This is a genomic window from Inquilinus sp. OTU3971 (assembly GCF_038440215.1).
Genome location: NZ_JASATH010000079.1, coordinates 14,513 through 33,791, shown reverse-complemented (window position 1 = coordinate 33,791; position 19,279 = coordinate 14,513). Strand labels below are relative to the sequence as shown.

General features: G+C 71.0%; 21 protein-coding genes. 12 read left to right on the top strand and 9 right to left on the bottom strand.

Annotated elements, in window-relative coordinates; all coding sequences use genetic code 11:
* The first annotated feature begins 89 nt into the window (after positions 1-89).
* From AAHM41_RS20155 to AAHM41_RS20145, 3 genes are all read left to right on the top strand, one after another.
* Positions 90-920, top strand: coding sequence for an ABC transporter permease (locus AAHM41_RS20155; RefSeq protein ID WP_342238365.1), 831 nt, complete (start codon positions 90-92; stop codon positions 918-920).
* Positions 917-1,810 (top strand): ABC transporter ATP-binding protein, encoded by an 894-nt coding sequence (locus AAHM41_RS20150; RefSeq protein WP_342238364.1) that lies wholly within the window; start codon positions 917-919, stop codon positions 1,808-1,810. The genes AAHM41_RS20155 and AAHM41_RS20150 overlap by 4 nt, the downstream gene beginning before the upstream one ends.
* A gap of 130 nt (positions 1,811-1,940) precedes the next feature.
* Positions 1,941-2,891, top strand: a complete 951-nt coding sequence (locus tag AAHM41_RS20145; protein WP_342238363.1) for an ABC transporter ATP-binding protein — start codon at positions 1,941-1,943, stop codon at positions 2,889-2,891.
* A gap of 4 nt (positions 2,892-2,895) precedes the next feature.
* On the opposite strand, the gene AAHM41_RS20140 is transcribed toward AAHM41_RS20145, so the two are convergent.
* Genes AAHM41_RS20140 through polA form a run of 3 tightly spaced genes read right to left on the bottom strand, consistent with a single transcriptional unit; the run spans position 2,896 to position 7,124 of the window.
* Entirely contained in the window at positions 2,896-3,504 is a 609-nt protein-coding gene (locus AAHM41_RS20140) for a LysE family translocator (protein ID WP_342238362.1), read from the bottom strand.
* Positions 3,505-3,516: 12 nt separating this feature from the next.
* Positions 3,517-4,338 (bottom strand): SDR family oxidoreductase, encoded by an 822-nt coding sequence (locus AAHM41_RS20135; protein ID WP_342238361.1) that lies wholly within the window; start codon positions 4,336-4,338, stop codon positions 3,517-3,519.
* Positions 4,339-4,349: 11 nt separating this feature from the next.
* Positions 4,350-7,124: a DNA polymerase I gene (gene polA, locus AAHM41_RS20130; protein WP_342238360.1), complete on the bottom strand. Its 2,775-nt coding sequence runs from the start codon at positions 7,122-7,124 to the stop codon at positions 4,350-4,352.
* Between the two features lie 258 nt (positions 7,125-7,382).
* Here polA and AAHM41_RS20125 point away from each other — a divergent pair, with 258 nt between their 5' ends.
* Positions 7,383-8,270: a class I SAM-dependent methyltransferase gene (locus AAHM41_RS20125; protein WP_342238359.1), complete on the top strand. Its 888-nt coding sequence runs from the start codon at positions 7,383-7,385 to the stop codon at positions 8,268-8,270.
* 28 nt (positions 8,271-8,298) lie between these two features.
* Here the strand turns inward: AAHM41_RS20125 and AAHM41_RS20120 are convergent, their stop codons facing one another.
* A complete protein-coding gene (locus AAHM41_RS20120; RefSeq protein WP_342238358.1) occupies positions 8,299-8,664 on the bottom strand; it encodes a VOC family protein in 366 nt (121 codons plus the stop codon).
* A 139-nt stretch (positions 8,665-8,803) separates the two neighbouring features.
* Between AAHM41_RS20120 and AAHM41_RS20115 the strand changes: the two genes are divergently transcribed.
* Positions 8,804-9,451 (top strand): dihydrofolate reductase family protein, encoded by a 648-nt coding sequence (locus tag AAHM41_RS20115; RefSeq protein WP_342238357.1) that lies wholly within the window; start codon positions 8,804-8,806, stop codon positions 9,449-9,451.
* A gap of 6 nt (positions 9,452-9,457) precedes the next feature.
* On the opposite strand, the gene hemW is transcribed toward AAHM41_RS20115, so the two are convergent.
* Both hemW and rdgB read right to left on the bottom strand, forming a co-directional pair.
* Positions 9,458-10,612, bottom strand: coding sequence for a radical SAM family heme chaperone HemW (hemW, locus tag AAHM41_RS20110; RefSeq protein ID WP_342238356.1), 1,155 nt, complete (start codon positions 10,610-10,612; stop codon positions 9,458-9,460).
* A complete protein-coding gene (gene rdgB / locus AAHM41_RS20105; RefSeq protein ID WP_342238355.1) occupies positions 10,609-11,226 on the bottom strand; it encodes an RdgB/HAM1 family non-canonical purine NTP pyrophosphatase in 618 nt (205 codons plus the stop codon). Before rdgB ends, hemW begins: the two co-directional genes overlap by 4 nt.
* 95 nt (positions 11,227-11,321) lie before the next feature.
* Between rdgB and AAHM41_RS20100 the strand changes: the two genes are divergently transcribed.
* The gene (locus AAHM41_RS20100; RefSeq protein ID WP_342238354.1) at positions 11,322-12,185 is read left to right on the top strand and encodes an NAD(P)-dependent oxidoreductase; all 864 of its coding nucleotides are present in this window, start codon (positions 11,322-11,324) and stop codon (positions 12,183-12,185) included.
* Between the two features lie 58 nt (positions 12,186-12,243).
* Complete coding sequence (locus AAHM41_RS20095; protein WP_342238353.1) at positions 12,244-12,756, top strand: Mpo1 family 2-hydroxy fatty acid dioxygenase; 513 nt, start codon at positions 12,244-12,246, stop codon at positions 12,754-12,756.
* Here the strand turns inward: AAHM41_RS20095 and AAHM41_RS20090 are convergent.
* From AAHM41_RS20090 to rph, 3 genes are all read right to left on the bottom strand, one after another.
* The gene (locus tag AAHM41_RS20090) at positions 12,744-13,103 is read right to left on the bottom strand and encodes a GFA family protein (protein WP_342238352.1); all 360 of its coding nucleotides are present in this window, start codon (positions 13,101-13,103) and stop codon (positions 12,744-12,746) included. The two genes, AAHM41_RS20095 and AAHM41_RS20090, sit on opposite strands and share 13 nt — an antisense overlap.
* Positions 13,104-13,176: 73 nt before the next feature.
* Positions 13,177-13,758: a hypothetical protein gene (locus AAHM41_RS20085; RefSeq protein WP_342238351.1), complete on the bottom strand. Its 582-nt coding sequence runs from the start codon at positions 13,756-13,758 to the stop codon at positions 13,177-13,179.
* An 83-nt stretch (positions 13,759-13,841) separates the two neighbouring features.
* Positions 13,842-14,561 (bottom strand): ribonuclease PH, encoded by a 720-nt coding sequence (gene rph / locus AAHM41_RS20080; protein WP_342238350.1) that lies wholly within the window; start codon positions 14,559-14,561, stop codon positions 13,842-13,844.
* 114 nt (positions 14,562-14,675) lie between these two features.
* Here rph and hrcA point away from each other — a divergent pair, with 114 nt between their 5' ends.
* From hrcA to pstS, 5 genes are all read left to right on the top strand, one after another.
* Positions 14,676-15,776: a heat-inducible transcriptional repressor HrcA gene (hrcA, locus tag AAHM41_RS20075; protein ID WP_342238349.1), complete on the top strand. Its 1,101-nt coding sequence runs from the start codon at positions 14,676-14,678 to the stop codon at positions 15,774-15,776.
* Positions 15,773-16,384 (top strand): nucleotide exchange factor GrpE, encoded by a 612-nt coding sequence (gene grpE, locus AAHM41_RS20070; RefSeq protein WP_342238348.1) that lies wholly within the window; start codon positions 15,773-15,775, stop codon positions 16,382-16,384. The genes hrcA and grpE overlap by 4 nt, the downstream gene beginning before the upstream one ends.
* Complete coding sequence (locus tag AAHM41_RS20065; RefSeq protein ID WP_342238347.1) at positions 16,384-16,512, top strand: hypothetical protein; 129 nt, start codon at positions 16,384-16,386, stop codon at positions 16,510-16,512. The genes grpE and AAHM41_RS20065 overlap by 1 nt, the downstream gene beginning before the upstream one ends.
* Before the next feature lie 123 nt (positions 16,513-16,635).
* On the top strand, positions 16,636-18,072 hold the full coding sequence (locus AAHM41_RS20060) for an ATP-binding protein (RefSeq protein ID WP_342238346.1): 1,437 nt from the start codon (positions 16,636-16,638) through the stop codon (positions 18,070-18,072).
* A gap of 97 nt (positions 18,073-18,169) precedes the next feature.
* On the top strand, positions 18,170-19,228 hold the full coding sequence (gene pstS, locus AAHM41_RS20055; protein WP_342238345.1) for a phosphate ABC transporter substrate-binding protein PstS: 1,059 nt from the start codon (positions 18,170-18,172) through the stop codon (positions 19,226-19,228).
* The last annotated feature ends 51 nt before the right edge of the window (positions 19,229-19,279 follow it).

Sequence of the window (19,279 nt, the reverse complement as noted above, 5' to 3'; positions counted from 1 at the left end):
GCGCCCCCCCCCACACCCCTCCCCCTGCCCCCCTCCCGCAAGGGGAGGGGGGACTCAAATGGGCGATCCCGCCGCCGAGGCCTCCCCTGATGCGTGTCCTCCGCCGCTTCCTGGCCGATCGCGCCGGCCGGCTCGGCCTCGCCGGGCTGGTGCTGGTGCTGGGCATGGCGCTGACCGCCGGCTGGGTCTTCCCGGGCGACCCGATGGCGATCGCCGGCCCGGCGCAGCTGCCGCCGTTCCAGGACCCGGCGCATTGGCTGGGCACCGACCGGCTCGGCCGCGACGTGCTGGCCGAGCTGTGCCACGGCGCCCGCGTCTCGCTCCTGGTCGGCGCCGCGGCGGCGGCGATGGCGGTCGGCATCGGCCTGCTGATCGGCACCACCGCCGGCTTCCTCGGCGGCTGGGTCGACGAGGCGCTGATGCGGCTGACCGAGGCGGTGCAGACCGTGCCCAGCTTCGTCCTGGCCCTGGCGCTGATCCTGGTGCTGGGCCCGTCGCTCGGCAACGTCGTCCTCGCCATCGGCCTCGGCGCCTGGCCAAGCCCGGCCCGGGTGGTGCGGGCCGAGATCATGGCCCTGGCCCGGCGCGACTTCGTCGACGCCTATCGCTGCATGGGCATGGGCTGGGCCGAGATCGCCTTCGCCAAGCTGCTGCCCAACGCGCTGGCCCCGGTGCTGGTGCTGGCCACCGTGATCACCGCCAGCGCCATCCTGATCGAATCGGCGCTCGCCTTCCTCGGCCTCGGCGACCCCAACCGGGTCAGCTGGGGCAGCATGATCGCCGACGGCCGTGCCGTGCTGCGAAGCGCCTGGTGGCTCTCGGCCATCCCGGGCGTGGCGATCGTCGTCGCCGTGCTCTCGGTCAGCCTGCTCGGCGAGGCGCTGACCGCCGCGCTCGACCCGCGGCGGCGGCGGCGATGAGGGCCTTGCTCTCGATCCGCGGCCTGACCGTCGACTATCTCGGCGAAGGCGGGGCGGTGCGGGCGGTCGACGGCGTCGACCTCGACCTCGCGGCCGGGGAGACGCTGGCGCTGGTCGGCGAGTCCGGCTCCGGCAAGTCGACCGTGGCGATGGCACCGCTCGGCCTGCTGCCGCGGGACGCCCGCGTTGCCGGCTCGATCCGTCTGGCGGGGGCGGAGCTGCTGGGCCTGGCGGAGCCGGCGCTGCGCCCGGTCCGCGGCGGCCGCATCGGCATGGTGTTCCAGGAGCCGATCAGCAGCCTCAACCCGGTGCTGACGGTGGGCGAGCAGATCCGCGAGGTGCTGGCGGCGCATGACGTCGGCCTTGGCCGCGGCCGAGGCCGGGCGGCGCGGGCGGTGGAACTGCTGGCCGAGGTCGGCATCGCCGACCCCGCCGCCCGGGCCAGCGCCTATCCGCACGAGCTGTCGGGCGGCATGCGCCAGCGGGCGATGATCGCCATGGCGCTGGCCGCCGACCCCGACATTCTGATCGCGGACGAGCCGACCACGGCGCTCGACGTCACCGTCCAGGCCCAGATCCTCGACCTGTTCCGCCGCTTGCGCGACCGCCGCGGCATGGCGCTGCTGCTGGTCACCCACGATTTCGGCGTGGTCGCCGAGCTGGCCGACCGCGTCGCGGTGATGCGGCAGGGCCGCGTGGTCGAGACCGGCCCGACGCGGCGGGTGCTGGACGACCCGCAGCACGGCTACACCCAGCAGCTCCTGGCCGCGACCCTGTCCGTCGACGACGCGCCCAGGTGGATGAACCAAACCGAGTCCCCCCTCCCCCTGCGGGAGGGGGGTAAGGGGAGGGGGTTTCCTCCGCCAGAGCCGAACGGAGGCGGCGCATGACCGCCGCGTCGACGAACCCGCTCAGCCTGCCGCCTGTTCCTGCGGCACGAACCCCCTCCCCCTACCCCCCTCCCGCGAGGGGAGGGGGGACTCAATGGGGTGACCGGCAGCTCGCGACGAGGGCCGCCCGATGACCGAGCCCCTCCTCGTCCTCGACAGCCTGGTGAAGCGCTTCGGCCGCGCGCCCGACGCCGTCCAGGCGGTCGACGGCGTGTCGCTCACCGTCGCGCCGGGCGAGGTGCTGGGCCTGGTCGGCGAATCCGGCTCCGGCAAGTCCACCCTCGGCCGGCTGGCCGCGCGGCTGGCCGACCCCGATGCCGGCACCATCCGCTTCGCCGGGCAGGACGTCACCCGCCGCCAGGGGCGCGCCCTCGGGCCGCTGCGGGCGCAGATCCAGCTGGTGTTCCAGGACCCGGTCGCCTCGCTCAACCCGCGCGACACGATCGGCACGGCGGTGGCGGACCCGCTGCGCGTCGCCGGCGTGGCGCGGGCCGAGCGGCGCGACCGCGTCGCCTGGCTGCTCGACCGGGTCGGCCTCGGCCAGACCCTCGCCGGCCGCTACCCGCATGAGCTGTCCGGCGGTCAGCGCCAGCGCGTCGCCATCGCCCGCGCTTTGGCGCCGCGGCCGCGCCTGGTGATCTGCGACGAGCCGGTCTCGGCGCTCGACGTCTCGGTCCGCGGCCAGGTGCTGGACCTGCTGGCCGAGCTGGGCGCCGAGCTCGGCCTGGCCTATCTGTTCATCAGCCACGACCTGGCGGTGGTGCGCCACGTCGCCGACCGAGTGGCGGTGATGCATCTCGGCCGCATCGTCGAGAGCGGGCCGACCGGGCGGGTCTGGTCCCAGCCCGGCCATCCCTACACCCGGGCGCTGCTCTCGGCCGTGCCGCGGCTGCACCCGGTGCCGGGGGTGCGGATGCTGCTGCAGGGCGACCCACCCAGCCCGCGCCGGCCGCCCTCCGGCTGCCGCTTCCGCACCCGCTGTCCGCTCGCCTTCGACCGCTGCGCTGTGGAGGATCCGCCGCAAGTCGACCTCGGCGCCGGCCAGCAGGCCGCCTGCCTGATCGCCGGGGAGGGATCGTGAGCCGCTACTTCGCCCGGGCGAACGCCAGCCACACCCCGCCGCCGATCAGGCAGACGCCGCCGGTGCGCGACACCAGCCGCACATGCCGGCGCGACAGCACGCTGCCGGCCCGTCCGGTCAGCAGGGCGTACATGCCGTCGGACAGGGCGGCGACGACCAGGGCGGTGGCGCCCAGCAGCAGCACCTGGCTCGACTGGTCGCCGCCGGGCTGCACGAATTGCGGGATGAAGGCGCCGAAGAACAGCAGCATCTTCGGGTTGCTCAGCGCCACCAGCAGGCCCTGCAGCACGAAGCCGCCGCGCGGCGGGCGCACGGGCTCGGCCAGCGTGTCCGGCGCGCGCAGCAGTTTCCAGCCGATCCAGACCAGATACGCGGCGCCGGCCAGGCGCAGCCAGTCGAACCAGTGGCCCATCGCCTCGACCACTGCGGCCAGGCCGACGACCAGTACGCCGAGCATCAGGACCAGCCCGATCTGCCCGCCGAGGATGTTCAGCAGCCCGGCGCGGGTGCCGTGGGTCAGGCTGTTGGCGACGATCAGCGTCACCGACGGCCCCGGGATGATCGCGACCAGGATGCAGGCGGCGATGTAGGCGAGATAGACCTCGATGGTCATGGCACGATCCTCCTATCCCTTCAGCTTGGCCGCCATCGCCTGCTCGGCGATGAGGCTCATCGAGGCGGCGGCGCCGCCCAGCGACCAGCCGCCGTCGACCGGCAGCACCGCGCCGGTGATGAAGGCGGCAAGAGGGGAGGACAGCAGGCGGCAGGCGGCAGCGACGTCCTCGGCCACGCCCATCCGGCCCAGCGGCACGCTGCGCTGGACCAGGGCGCGGGCCTGCGGCGTCGGCGCCAGCCGGGCCATGCCCTCGGTCTCGTCGATCGGGCCCGGGATCACCGAGTTGATGCGGATGCCGTCGCGGCCCCATTCCATCGCCAGCACCCGGGTCAGCATGTCGACGCCGGCCTTGGCGGCGCAGACATGGGCCTGCATCGCCATCGGCGCCGCGGCCTGCGGAGCGGAGATGTTGATCACCGACGCCCCCGGCTTGCGCAGGAAGGGGTGGGCGGCGCGCAGCACGTGGAAGCTGCCCAGCAGGTCGATGTCGACCACCGACTTGAACCCGTTCGCCGACATGCCCAGCGCCGGGGCCGGGAAGTTCCCCGCCGCGCCCGAGACCAGCACGTCGAGATCGCCGTACGCGTCATGCGCGGCCTTCAGCGCGGCCTCGGTGGCGGCGTAGTCGCGCACGTCCGCCGCCGCGCCCATGGCCTCGGCCCCGGCCTCGCGCAGCAGCGCCACAGCCGCCTCGACCTTCTGGGCGCTGCGGCTCATCACCGCCACCCGCGCCCCGGCCCGGGCGAAGCCCAGCGCGATGCCGAGATTGATGCCGCTGGTGCCGCCGGCGACGAACACCGCCTTGCCGGTGAAGTCGATGGTCTCGGCCATGGTCCCGCTCCTCAGTGCGCCTCGGCCCAGCTGCGGCCGATGCCGGCCTCGGCGATCAAGGGCACCTCCAGCGTCGCCGCCGACTGCATCACCCTCTGCGCCAGCTCGGCGGTGCGCTGCGCCTCGTCCTCCGGTGCCTCGAACAGCAGCTCGTCATGCACCTGCAGCAGCATCCGCGCCTTCAGCCCCTCCGCCGCCAGAGCATGCGGCAGCCGGCCCATGGCGCGCTTGATGATGTCGGCCGCGGTGCCCTGGATCGGGGCGTTGATCGCCTGGCGCTCGGCGAAGGCGCGGCGGGCCGGGTTCGGGTCCTTGATCCCCGGCACGTGGCACTTGCGGCCGAACAGGGTCTCGACCCAGCCGCGCTCGCGGGCGATGCGCTTGGTCTCGTCCATCCAGGCCTTCAGCTCCGGCAGCCGGTCGAGATAGGCGCGGATGAAGGCGGTGGCCTCGCCCTGCGGGATGCCCAGCTGCGCCGCCAGCCCGAAGCCGGAGATGCCGTAGATGATGCCGAAATTGATCGCCTTGGCCTTGCGCCGCGTCTCCGGCGTCATCTCCGCCAGCGGCACGTTGAACACCTGGCTGGCGGTCATGGCGTGGATGTCGGTGCCGTCGAGGAAGGCCTGCTTCAGCAGCGCCACGTCGGCGATCTGCGCCACCAGCCGCAGTTCGATCTGGCTGTAGTCGACCGAGATCAGCTTGTGCCCGTCCTCCGCCACGAAGGCGTAGCGGATCTTGCGGCCCTCCTCGGTGCGGATCGGGATGTTCTGCAGGTTCGGCTCGTTCGAGGACAGTCGCCCGGTGTTGGTCGCGGCCAGCGAGAACGAGGTATGGACCCGCTGGCTCTTCTCGTTGATCTGGGCCTGCAGCGCATCGGTGTAGGTGCCCTTCAGCTTGGCCAGCTGGCGCCATTCCAGGATCTGCGTCGCGATCGTCTGGCCCTGCGCCGCCAGCATCTCCAGCACGCTCGAATCGGTCGAGTACGCACCGGTCTTGCTGCTCTTCTTGCCGCCGGCCAGGCCCAGGCGCTCGAACAGCACCTCGCCCAGCTGCTTCGGGCTGCCGACGTTGAACGGCCCCTTGGCCGAGAGATGGATCTCCGCCTCCAGCGCCGCCATGCGCTCGGCGAACTCCATCGACAGCCGGGCCAAAGCGGCGCGGTCGACCTTGATCCCCGCCATCTCCATGTCGGAGATGACGCCGACCAGCGGCCGCTCGATGGTCTCGTAGACCGTCGTCATCCGCTCGCCCACCAGCCGCGGCTTCAAGAGCATGTGCAGCCGCAGGGTGATGTCGGCGTCCTCGGCGGCATAGGCCAGGGCCTTGTCCAGCGGCACCTTGTCGAAGGTGATGGCGGTCTTCCCCGTGCCACAGACCGAGGAATAGGGGATGGTGCGGTGCTGCAGGTGCAGCTCCGACAGCTCGTCCATGCCGTGGCCATGCGCCCCGCCGTCGAGCACGTAGGAAATCAGCATGGTGTCGTCCCACGGCGTGATCGGCAGGCCGACATCGGGCCGGCCCAGCACGTGGGCGTCGTATTTCAGGTTGTGCCCGACCTTCAGCACCGACGGGTCGACCAGCACCGGCCCGAGGATGCGGCGGATCTCGGCCAGCGGGATCTGCTGCAGCGTCTGGCCGCCGAAGTTCAGCCCGTCGCCGTCCGGCGGCACATGGGCGACCGGGATGTAGCAGGCGCGGCCCGGCGCCGTGGCCAGGGAGATGCCGCACAGCATCGCCGCCTCGGCGTCCAGCGAGTTGGTCTCGGTGTCGATCGCCAGCACCCCGGCCTCGACCGCCGCATCGGCCCAGCGCTGCAGCGCCGCCGCATCCTGCACCAGCTGGTAGTCCTGGGCGATCGCCTCGGGCTTGCCCGGCGCCGTCAGGTCCGGCTCGTCGCCGCCGGTGCTGCCCAGCTTGTCGAAGGCGGCCTCGACCCGGGTGATGGTCGACCGGAACTCCATCTCCTCCAGGAACCGGACCAGCTTCGACCGGTCCGGCGGCCGGGCCACGATGCCCTCCAGCCCGAATGGCACCGGCGCGTCGCTGCGCAGCGTCACCAGCTGGCGGCTGATCCGCGCCTGCTCGGCATACTGGATCAGCGATTCGCGCCGCTTCGGCTGCTTGATCTCGCCGGCCCGGGTCAGCAGCGCGTCGAGGTCGCCGTACTCGGTGATCAGTTGGGCCGCGGTCTTGATGCCGATGCCGGGCACGCCGGGCACGTTGTCGACGCTGTCGCCGGCCAGGGCCTGCACGTCGATCACCCGGTCCGGCATCACGCCGAACTTCTCCATCACCTCGGCCGTGTCGATCGGCTTGTTCTTGATCGGGTCCAGCATGGTCACGCCGTCGCCGACCAGCTGCATCATATCCTTGTCGGAGGAGACGATGACGACGCGCGACCCCTCTTCCCGCGCCATCCGGGCATAGGTGGCGATGATGTCGTCGGCCTCGAAGCCCTCGACCTCGACGCCGGGCAGGTTGAAGGCCTCGCTGGTGGCGCGGATCAGCGGGAACTGCGGGATCAGCTCCTCCGGCGGGTCGGGGCGCTGGGCCTTGTAGGCGGGGTAGATCTCCTTGCGGAAGCTGCGCTCCGACTTGTCGTAGATCACCGCCAGGTGGTCGGCGTCGAGATCGGCCAGCAGGCGGATCAGCATGTTGGTGAAGCCGTAGACGGCGTTCACCGGCATGCCGTCCGACTTGCGCATCATCATCGGCAGGGCGTGGAAGGCCCGGAAGATGTAGCCCGAGCCGTCGATCAGATAATAGGTCTTCGGCGTGGTCGACATCGGCGGGCCCTTTCCGGACGGGAACAGAGCGCGACCATGCCGCGCCGGAGGGCGGGTGTCCACCCGTCCGGTCGGGCCTCTGTTCAGCCGCGCCGGAACGGCATCGTTAAGTTGTCGCAGCCCGGGCCCGTTGGCCGTTCTGCGGGTGTCGGCTATGAGGGTGGGGTGAGAGCTGATCGCGACCCGCTGTATGTCGGCGATCTGCTCGGAATCCGCTCTGTCCGTTCATCCTTTCTGCAACTTGACGGTGCAAACCAGATGACGGGTGCAACCGCTTTTGCTGACGGCTCGAACGCCGTGCGATCCGGCACGCCCAGCCGGACGGCGCTATGGGTCGCGACGCAGCGCGCCGCGCATCAGCTGCTCGACGAACCGGTCGTCTTCCACGATCCGGTGGCGCTGCCGATCCTGGGGGCGGCGGCCGAGGCGGCGCTGCGCCGGGACCCGTTCCGGCACAACGATCCGCTCAACCGCAGCCTGCGGGCGGCGGTCGTGGTGCGCAGCAGGGTGGTCGAGGACGAGGTCGCCCGGGCCGTGGCCGCCGGCGTCCGGCAATATGTCGTCCTGGGCGCCGGCCTCGACACCTTCGCGTATCGCGACGGCTTTGCCGGCACGGGGTTGCGGGTGTTCGAGGTCGACCATCCCGCAACCCAGCAGTGGAAGCGCCAGCTCCTGCTCGAATCGGGCATCCCGCTGCCGGACGGCCTCACATTCGCGCCGGTGGATTTCGAGCATGAGACGCTGGTGCAGGGGCTGGCCGACGCCGGGTTCGCGACGGACCGCCCGGCTTGCTTCTTATGGCTCGGCGTGACGATGTACCTGACCGAAGCCGCGGTCATGGAGCCGTTGCGCTTCGTGGCCGGACTGCCCCGAGGGAGCTCGATCACCTTCGACTACCAGCCGGCGGAGTCGCTGCTGAACCCGATCCAGCGGGCCACGAGCGCGGTGATACGGCAGCGGGCAGCTGCGCTCGGCGAGCCGATGATCACCTCATTCGATCCGGCCGTGCTGCGGGAGCGGCTGTTCGCCCTCGGCTTCGGCGAGGTCGAGAACTGGGAGCCGGAGGATCTGAACCGGCGCTACCTGTCTCGGCGCAAGGACGGGCTGTACAACAACGGCGGGCGGCTCATCTGCGCAAGGGTGTGAGCGACGGCCAGCCGGTCGGGGCGTCCGCTCAGGCCGGCTGGAACAGCTCGACCACGTTGCCGGACGGGTCCTCGCACAGGATCTGCTTGCCGCCGGGGCCGACCACGATGTCGTTGCGGAACCGCACGCCGCGTCCGCGCAGATCGGCGACCAGGGCCTCGAGGTCGTCGACCTGCAGCACGAATCGGTTCCAGCCGCCGGGCTCGGGCTTGCGGCCGTCCGGCATCGGCCGGCTGGCCGAGGCGCCGGGGCCGGCGACCCACAGGGTCAGCCCGTCCCGCAGCAGGATCGCCATGTTCGGCCCGAACTGCTGCTGCAGCCGGAACCCCAGATTGTCCCGATAGAACGCGACCGCCTGGTCGACGTCGTGGACGATGTACCGGACCGACGCCATGACGCTGCCTTCCCAGTGAGTTCGGCATAGAGAATAGCTTGCGCGATGGCGCGGGACAGTGCGCGCTACAATCTGATTGCATTATATAACCAGTTGCTATACGAAAGCAGAAAGCAACGTCATCTGGAGGAACGCCGTCATGTCCAAGCTCGTTGTCCGCGCCTTCTCCATCTCCCTGGACGGCTACGGCGCCGGGCCGGAGCAGAGCCTCGAGAACCCGCTCGGCAAGGGCGGCGAGGCGCTGCACGAATGGTTCTTCCCCACCCCCACCTTCCGGGCCATGACCGGGAAGGAAGGCGGGGAGACCGGCATCGATGAGGACTTCGCCGCCCGCAGCTTCGAGAATGTCGGCGCCTGGATCCTGGGCCGGAACATGTTCGGGCCGGTGCGCGGCCCCTGGCCGGACGACAGCTGGAAGGGCTGGTGGGGCGAGACCCCGCCCTATCACGTGCCGGTCTTCGTCCTGACCCACCACGCCCGCCCGTCGATCGAGATGAAGGGCGGCACCACCTTCCACTTCGTCACCGACGGCATCGATTCGGCGCTGAATCAGGCGCGCGAGGCCGCCGGCGGCAAGGATGTGCGGGTCGGCGGCGGCGTCGCCACCATTCACCAGTATCTGCGCAAGCGTCTGATCGACGATATGCACATCGCCGTGTCGCCCCTTCTGCTGGGCAGCGGCGAGAGCCTGTTCGCCGGAATCGACCTTGCCGCCCTGGGCTATGCCTGCACCGAACAGGTCGGCTCGTCTCGCGCCACCCACTTCACGGTGACGAAGCAGGGCTGATCCGTCTCACCCCAGCAGCGCCGCCAGCACCGCGTCCAGGCGCTGGCGGCCGGCCGGGGTGGCGGTCAGGCGGTCCTCGTTCTCCGCCAGGAAGCCGCCGGCGACCAGCCGGTCCAGCCGGCGGCGGTCGATCGCACGGTCGAAGGGCAGGCCGGATTCGTCGGCGATGCGGGATTTCGGCACGCCCTCGGCCAGGCGCAGCCCCATCATCAGCATCTCGTCGCGCCGGGCCTCGGGCGGCACCGCCTCGCGCTCATGCTCGGCATGGCCGGCCGCCTCGACCCGCTCCAGCCACACCTCCGGCGCCCGGTGGGTGCGGGTGCCCCACTTCCCGTCGTTCAGCGTCAGCCTGCCATGCGCGCCGGGGCCGACGCCGACATAGTCGCCATAGCGCCAATAGGTCAGGTTGTGGCGCGATTCCTCGCCCGGCCGGGCATGGTTCGAGATCTCGTAGCCGGGCAGGCCGGCGGCGCCCAGCACCTCGGCCGTGGTCTCGTACAGGGCAGCTTGGGTGTCCTCGTCCGGCAGCACCAGCTCGCCGCGGGAATAGAGCGTGTGGAAGCGGGTACCCTGCTCGATCGTCAGCTGATAGGCCGAGATGTGGCCGACGGCATGGTCCAGCGCGCGGCGCAGCTCCGCCGTCCAGCCGGCCACGGTCTGGCCCGGCCGGGCGTAGATCATGTCGAAGGAGAAGCGGTCGAAATGCCGGGCGGCCAGGCCGACGGCGGCCAGCGCCTCATCCGCCGAATGGTTGCGGCCGAGGAAGCGCAGCGACGCCTCGTCCAGCGCCTGGACGCCGAGCGACACCCGGTTCACACCGGCGGCGCGGAAGCCGGCGAAGAGGTGGGATTCGACCGAGGTCGGGTTCGCCTCCAGCGTGATCTCGACATCGGGCGCCAGGCCCCAGCGCTCGCCGGCGCGGTCGATCACCGCCGCCGTCGTGGCCGGCTGCATCAGCGACGGGGTGCCGCCGCCGAAGAAGATCGAGGTCAGCGTCCGGCCCGGCGTCAGGTCGGCGAAATGGTCCAGCTCCGCCACCAGCGCCCGGCGCCAGCGCTCATGCTCCACCTGCTCCCGGACATGCGAGTTGAAGTCGCAATAGGGGCATTTCGACCGGCAGAACGGCCAATGGACATAGAGGGCGAAACCGGGGGCGGTCATCCGCCCTCGAAGCAGCGCGCCACCAGCTTGCGGAAGGCGTCGGCGCGGTGGCTCATGGCGTGTTTCTCGGCCGACTCCATCTCGCCGAAGGTGCGGTCGTGGCCGTTCGGCACGAAGATCGGGTCGTAGCCGAAGCCCTTGGTGCCGCGGGCGGGCCAGACCAGCTGGCCGCGGATCTCGCCCTCCACCGTCTCGCAATGCCCGTCCGGCCAGCACAGCGACAGGGCGCAGACGAAGCGGGCGCCGCGGTCCGGGTGGTCGCCCAGCCTCAGCCGCACCTGCTCCATGGCATGGGCGAAGTCGCGGCCGGTCCCGTCGGGCTTTTCGGCCCAGCGGGCGGAGTAGATGCCGGGATCGCCGCCCAGGCCGCTGACGGAAACGCCGCTGTCGTCGGCCAGCGAGGGCAGGCCGGTGGCCGCGGCCACGAAGCGGGCCTTCAGCTCGGCATTGGCGATGTAGCTGTCGCCGGTCTCCTCCGGCTCCGGCACACCGTGGTCGGCGGCCGAGGTCAGCCGCGGCACGCGGCCCTGCAGCAGGGCGGCGATCTCCGGGATCTTGCCCTTGTTGTGGCTGGCGATGACCAGATGGTCGGCGGCGAAACGTCTTATCGTCATGATGGGCATCAGATACGCGCGCCGGAGGCTGGAATCAAAGGCGGCGGTTGGTGCACTGTGTCGCCTCCAACGCATGGCGGTGAGGGGCGAGGACGATGAAGGTCGCATTCCTGGGCATGGGCGTCATGGGCGCGCCGATGGCGGGGCATCTTGTCAAGGCGGGGCACGAGGTCACCGTGTTCAACCGCACCGCGGCGAAGGCCGAGGCCTGGGCGGAGCGTCACGGCGGCCAGTGGGCGCCGACCCCGGCCGAGGCGGCGAAGGACGCCGCGATCGTGTTCATGTGCGTCGGCAACGACGACGACATCCGTTCCGTGGTCCAGGGGCCGGACGGCGCCTTCGCCGGCATGTCCGGCAGCGCCATCCTGGTCGACCATACCACGGCCTCGGCCGACATCGCCCGCGAGCTGGAGGCGGAGGCCGACAAGCTCGGCTTCGGCTTCCTCGACGCGCCGGTCTCCGGCGGCCAGGCGGGGGCGGAGAACGGCGTGTTGACGGTGATGTGCGGCGGGCGCGAGCCGGTCTTCGCCGTCGCCAAGCCGGTGATCGACAGCTACGCCCGCGCCTGCACCCTGATGGGCCCGGCCGGCGCCGGCCAGCTGACCAAGATGGTCAACCAGATCTGCATCGCCGGGCTGGTCCAGGCCCTGGCCGAGGGGCTGAACTTCGCCCAGAAGGCCGGGCTCGACGGCAATCTGGTGCTCGACGTCATCTCCAAGGGCGCGGCCCAGAGCTGGCAGATGGAGAATCGCGGCCGCACCATGCTGCAGAACAAGTTCGACTTCGGCTTCGCCATCGACTGGATGCGCAAGGACCTCGGCATCTGCTTCCAGGAGGCCAAGCACAACGGCGCCCGGCTGCCGGTGACGGCGCTGGTCGACCAGTTCTACTCGGCAGTCCAGGCCAAGGCCGGCGGCCGGGTCGATACGTCCAGCCTGCTCCTCGCCTTGCAGGACTGAGGATTTTCGGCGCGATTCTCCCCTGCTGGGTTTATTCTCCTCTCGGGGAGGATCGCGCATGGCTTCGGATCTGTTCGATCGCCAGATGGCGATGTACACCAGCTTCCACCGCGACGGCCGCAACCGGCTGACCCATTTCTTCGGCATCCCGGCGATCATCCTGGCCGTGCTCATCGCGCTGGCCACCGTGCCGCTCGGCAGCATCGGCGGCTGGCCGGCGACGCTGGCCGACCTCGTCGCGCTCCTGGTCTGGCTGTTGTGGGTCGCGCTCGACCTCGGGCTCGGCCTGGCCATGGCGGTGGTGGTGATCCCGGGGCTGATCGTCGCCCATGCCCTGGCCGGCGGCGGCTCGGTCACCTGGATCGTCGCCGGCACGCTGTTCGTCGGCGGCTGGGCGCTGCAGCTGGTCGGCCACGCCTATGAGGGCAAGCGGCCGGCCTTCCTGTCGAACCTGTTCCAGCTGCTGATCGGCCCGATGTTCCTGATGGCCGAGACCGCCTTTGCCGTCGGCCTGTGCTCCGGCCTGAGGCATCGGGTCGAGGCCGCGGCCGCCACCTATCAATCCAGATAGGTCCAGGTGTCCGCCCCGTCGAAACGGCGCACCGGCACGCCATCGATCTCGGCCGGGTCGATCAGCCGGGCGTTGATCGCAACCCGCGCCGGGTCCCCGGCCGGAAGCCCCTCCCAATGGGTGACGCAGCCGCAGGTCGGGCAGTGGTGGAGCGCCAGGGTGCGGTCGCCCTGGATGTAGGGCACGGTGGTGCCGGCGCCCTGCACGATGGTCAGCTGGTCGCGTGGGTAATAGGCCCACAGCGTGCCGAGGCGGCGGCAGATCGAGCAGTTGCAGGAGGTCAGGCGCTGCGGCCGCTCCGCGACCTGCAGCCGCACGGCGCCGCAATGGCAGGAGGCTTCGATCATGGGGACCTCGCGGGGTCGGATCGGATGCCGGGATGATCTGCCCGCCGCGCTCGGACCGCAACCGCGGGCGCACTCAAGGCCCGACCACGCCCGGCGGCTCGGCGCCGATGGCGCAGGACTCCAGGCCCTGGATGCCCTGCCAGAGGTTGCCGGCGGCGATGCTCAGAAGCTCCTCCGGCACCGGCTTGCCGCCGCGGACCGCGATGAAGTGCAGCGTCGCCTCGTCGGCGTCGAGCGTCTCCTGCAGCGCCGGCGAGTCCTCCAGCGTGAAGCGCCAGGTCGGCAGGCCAGGCGACACGACCGGGACCGCCACGGCGCGGCCGCCCAGCTGCAGCTCTGCGGTGCCGTCGGGGTCGAAGCGGCCGCCCGCCTGGGCCAAGCCGGGGGCGGAGACGGTGATCTCGATCCGGTCCTGATCGTCGCGCCGGACCCATTCGGTCTGGCCTGCCTGCCGGCTCAGGCGCAGGAAGCAGACATTGCCCGGCAGCCGGTACAGGACCGGGCCGCCGCCTTCGGGAGCGTAGTCGATCAGCTTCTCGGCATGGGGCAGGGCGGCGAAGGTCCGTGAGGCCGTCGCCAGCCCGTCACCGACCTGCGGCAGACCCGGAATCAGGACGGTGGCGAGCGCCGTGAGCAGCGCCAGGAGGCCGAGCATCAACCCTCTCCCGCATGATGGGGCCGCAGGATTTCACGCCCCCGGCCGCGGCTCAAGCGCCGCACCGCCGCATCCCGGAGGCCTCAATCCTCTCCGAGCGCCGCCTTCTGGATCGCCGTCAGCTCGGCCGTGCCCTGCTCGGCCAGCGCCAGCAGCGCGTCGAACTCGGCCCGGCTGAACGGGGTCTGCTCCGCCGTCGCCTGCACCTCGACCAGCCCGCCCTTGCCGGTGATGACGAAGTTGGCGTCGGCCTGGGCGCTCGAATCCTCGGCATAGTCGAGGTCCAGCACCGCCTGGCCCTGGTGCAGGCCGCAGGAGATGGCGGCGACGCTGTCGGTCAGCGGCAGCGCCTTGATCTTGCGGATCTGCACCAGATGGCGCAGCGCCAGCACCAGCGCGACATAGCCGCCGGTGATCGCGGCGGTGCGGGTGCCGCCATCGGCCTGCAGCACGTCGCAATCGACCTTGATCTGGATCTCGCCCAGCGCCTTCAGGTCGGTGACGGCGCGCAGCGACCGGCCGATCAGGCGCTGGATCTCCTGGGTCCGCCCGGTCTGCTTGCCGCGCGCGGCCTCGCGGTCGGTGCGCTGGTCGGTGGCGCGCGGCAGCATGCCGTACTCCGCCGTCACCCAGCCCTTGCCGCCGTTCTTCAGCCAGGACGGCACCCGGTCGTCGACCGAGGCGGTGCACAGCACATGGGTGTCGCCGAACTTCACCAGGCACGAGCCCTCGGCGTATTTGTTGACGTCGGTCTCGAGGCGGATGGCGCGCAGGGCGTCGAAGGCGCGTCCGGACGGTCGCATGGGGTCGCTTTCTGTTCTCGGCGAGGGGCCCGCACGCTATCCTTGCAGCTTCGGCCCGTAAAGCCCGGCACGTTGATTCGGGTCAGACGGCCCCTACATAGCGTGGCGACGGCCATGAGCATGCTGAACGAACTCTCGACCCGATCCGGCGGCCAGGCGTTCCGGGACCTCGACGAGCGCTCGCGGGAGATCTTCCGCCAGATCGTCGACGCCTATGTCCAGTCCGGCGAGCCGGTGGGCAGCCGCACCCTGTCGCGCCGGCTCGGCATGTCGCTGTCGCCGGCGACGATCCGCAACGTCATGGCGGATCTCGAGGATGCCGGCCTGCTCTACGCCCCGCACACCTCGGCCGGGCGGCTGCCGACCGATGCGGGGCTGCGCCTGTTCGTGCACGGGCTGATGCAGCTCGGCGATGTCGGCGAGAGCGAGCGAGCCTCGATCGAGGCGATGTGCGCCCAGGCCGGGCGCGGCGTGTCGGAGATGCTGGAGGAGGCGACCTCGGCCCTCTCCGGCCTGTCCGCCTGCGCCGGGCTGGTGCTGGCGCCGAAGACCGACCGGCCGCTGAAGCATATCGAGTTCGTCAACCTGTCGCCGGGCCGCGCCCTGGTGGTGCTGGTCACCGAGGACGGCATGGTCGAGAACCGGGTGCTGGAGGTGCCGCTGGGCCTGCCGGCCTCGACCTTCGTCCACGTCACCAACTACCTCAACGCCCGCATCGTCGGCCGCACCATCGGCGAGGCGCGGGCCGAGGTGCTGGGTGAGATCGAGACGCAGAAAAGCCAGCTCGACAGCCTCGCGGCCAAGGTGGTCGCGGCCGGGCTCGCCACCTGGAGCGGCGGCGGAGGCGGCACGCTGATCGTCAAGGGCCAGTCCCGCCTGCTCAACGACGTCACCGCGCTGGAGGATCTGGAGCGCATCCGCACCCTGTTCCAGGCGCTGGAGACCAAGGAGGCGCTGCTCAAGATGCTCGACGCGGCCAATGCCGCCGAGGGCGTGCAGATCTTCATCGGCGCCGAGAACGGGCTGTTCAGCCACACCGGCTGCTCGATGATCATCGCCCCGTACAAGGGCGGCGACCAGCGTGTGGTCGGCGCCGTCGGCGTGATCGGGCCGACCCGGCTGAACTATGCGCGCATCATCCCGATGGTGGATTACACCGCGAAGATGATAGGCCGTCTCCTCAGGACCAACGAGACCACGAACCAGGTAGCATGATGCACAACAAGACGATGTCCGCCGAGCACCGCCCCGACGCGACGGAGCCGGAGACCGGGGCCGTGGGGCCCGAGGTCGAGGGTGTCGCCGAATCCGGGACCGCCGGGGTCACCGACGACGCGGCGCTGGCCGGGGCGCTGGAACGCATCTCGGAGCTCGAGGCCGACAACGCCAAGCTGAAGGACCAGGCGTTGCGCGCTTTGGCGGAGACCGAGAACATCCGCCGCCGGTCGGAGCGCGAGCGCGAGGATACGGCGAAATACGCCATCTCCGGCTTCGCCAAGTCGCTGCTCGACGCCGCCGACAACCTGCGCCGCGCCATCGACGCGGTGCCGGCCGGGGCGGTCGAGGCGGATGCGGCGCTGAAGACCCTGGTCGACGGCGTCGCCGCCACCGAGCGCCAGCTGCTGGCCGCCTTCGAGCGCCACGGCGTGACCCGGATCGAGCCAGTCGGCGAGACCTTCGACCCGAACTTCCACCAGGCCATGTTCGAGCTGCCGGGCACCGGCAAGCCGGCCGGCACCATCGTCCAAGTGATCCAGCCCGGCTATGTGCTGCAGGGCCGGCTGCTGCGCCCGGCCATGGTCGGCGTGGCCCGGGGCGAATGATGCGCCGCCTCGGCCTCCTCGCCGTGCTGCTGGCGGTGGCGGTCGGCGCCGCCGCCTGCGAGCGGTCGGAGAAGCCGGCCCGCGGCCCCTATATGGGCGCCGGCGCCGGCGTGTCCGTCCCCTCCTGACGGATGGCGGCACCGGCCGTCATGCCGCAGCCGGCGACACGAAACCGTCATCGAGCGCAGGTAGCGTCGCCGCGTCCCGCGTGATCGCGGTATTCTGGGGCTCGCTGCTCGGGGCACGTGTGCATGGCCGGACCGATCTATCGCCACCTGTTCGGCATCGGGGTGATCGCCGCCCTGGTGATCGCGCTGCTGCTGCTGTCGCACGGGTCTGGCGGGATCGGTGTCTGGCTGGCGGTGGGTGGCGTGGTGGCGGTGGTCGGCGTCGCCGGCGTCTTCGCCTGGCGCTTGCTGCGCGACCTCGACCTGCTGCGCCGGCACATCGAGGCGTCGACCGCCGAGGCGCCGGAGCGGCCGCCGCGGCCCTCGACCGAGATCGGCCAGATCCTGTTCCTGCACCTGCAGCGGCTGCAGCGCCACGCCCGCGGCCGCGAGCGCAGCCTGGCGGTCGAGCTGCAGACCGCGTCGGAGATCCTGGAGGCGCAGGACGACCCGATCCTGGTGCTGGCCGGCGACCGCAGCGTGCTGCGCGCCAACGAGGCCGCCGGGCGGCTGTTCGGCGACCGGCTGCTGGGCCGCGACATGGCCGAGGCGATCCGCCATCCGGAGATCGTCGCCGCGGTCGACGCCGTCCTCGCCGGCGGCCCGATCCAGACCGTGGCGCTGAACCTGCCGGTGCCGATCGAGCGCGAGTTCGAGGTCCGCATCCAGCGCTTCGAGCGGCGCGGCGATGCCGGCGAGCGCGAATCCGGCGACCGGCCCGAGCCGGCGCTGCTGGTTACCTTCTACGACCTGACCGCGACCAAGCGGGTCGAGCAGATGCGGGCCGATTTCGTCGCCAATGCCAGCCACGAGCTGCGCACGCCGCTGTCCAGCCTGATGGGCTTCATCGAGACGCTGCGCGGCCCGGCGCGGGATGATTCGGCGGCGCGCGAGCGCTTCCTCGGTATCATGCAGCAGCAGGCCGAACGGATGTCGCGGCTGGTCAACGACCTGTTGTCGCTGTCCCGCATCGAGCTGGACGAGCATGTGCCGCCGACCGGGCGGGTGGCGGTCGGCCCGCTGCTGCAGTCGGTGGCCGACGCGCTCGAGCTCAAGGCCCAGCGCAAGGCGCAGCGGCTCGAGCTCGACCTGGCGCCCGACCTGCCCCCGGTGGTTGGGGATTCGGACCAGCTGTACCAGGTGTTCCAGAACCTGGTGTCGAACGCGATCAACTACGGCAAGCAGGGCGGCGTCGTCGGCCTGTCCGCGCGGCCGGCGGCGGAGGGACGGCGGAGCAGCCTCGTCGTCAGCGTCACCGACCAGGGCGACGGCATCGCCCGCGAGCACCTGCCGCGGCTGACCGAGCGATTCTACCGCGTCGACCCGGCGCGCAGCCGCGCCGTCGGCGGCACTGGCTTGGGCCTCGCCATCGTCAAGCACATCGTCAGCCGCCATCGCGGCCGGCTGGAGATCGACAGCGAGGTCGGCCGCGGCAGCGTTTTCACCGTGCATCTGCCCGCCGCCCCAGGCGGCAAGCCGGTCGGCCGGGGCCTTCATAAAACTGTAACTGAACTGTCTTAAAAGCTTCTGTGGCGGCGACTATAGCCTGCTGTCGAACACGGCCTCCGCCGTGACGGACGACGCTGCAGGGCTCGTCCCACCACCACAGGAGATTCGCGTGAAGCTTTTTTCACGAACCATCCTCCGCAGCGCGGTGCTCGGCGCGGCGGTTGCGCTCGTGGCGGGCGCGTCCCAGGCGGCCGATATTTCCGGCGCCGGCGCCACCTTCCCCTACCCGGTCTACGCCAAGTGGGCCGACGCCTATAAGAAGGAAAGCGGCATCGGCCTGAACTACCAGTCGATCGGCTCGGGCGGCGGCATCAAGCAGATCAAGGAAAAGACCGTCACCTTCGGCGCCTCGGACATGCCGCTGAAGCCGGAGGACCTCGACGCCGCCGGCCTCGTGCAGTTCCCGATGATCATGGGCGGCGTCGTGCCGGTGGTGAACATCCCGGGCGTCGCGCCGGGCCAGCTGATCCTCAGCGGCGACCTGGTCGCGCAGATCTATCTCGGCGACATCACCGCCTGGAACGACGACAAGATCAAGGCGCTGAACCCGGGCGTCGAGCTGCCGGACACCGCCATCGCCCCGGCCTACCGGTCGGACGGGTCGGGCACCAACTTCCTGTTCACCACCTATCTCTCGTCGGTGAACGCCAAGTTCAAGGACACGGTCGGCGCCAACTCCTCGGTGCAGTGGCCGGCCGGCATCGGCGCCAAGGGCAATGAGGGCGTCGCCAACACCGCCAAGCAGACCGAAGGCGCCATCGGCTACGTCGAATATGCCTACGCCAAGCAGAACAAGCTGACCTACATCAAGCTGGTCAACAAGGACGGCAAGGCGGTCGACCCGACGATCAAGAGCTTCCAGGCCGCGGCCTCGGCCGCCGACTGGGCCAATGCCAAGGGCTACTACGTCATCCTGACCAACGAGCCGGGTGCCGAGAGCTGGCCGATCACCGGCGCCAGCTTCATCCTGATGTACAAGCAGCCGCAGGATCAGGCCGCGTCGGCCACCGCGCTGCAGTTCTTCGCCTGGGCCTACGGCCAGGACAAGCTGGCCGAGGATCTCGACTACGTGCCGATGCCGGATGCGGTTGTCGACATGGTCCACAAGACCTGGGCCGACAGCATCAAGGGCGCCGACGGCAAGCCGGTCTGGACCGCCTCGAAGTGATCGCCGGCAACGGCTGATCGATTGGGCGCCGTGCGAATTTACGCACGGCGC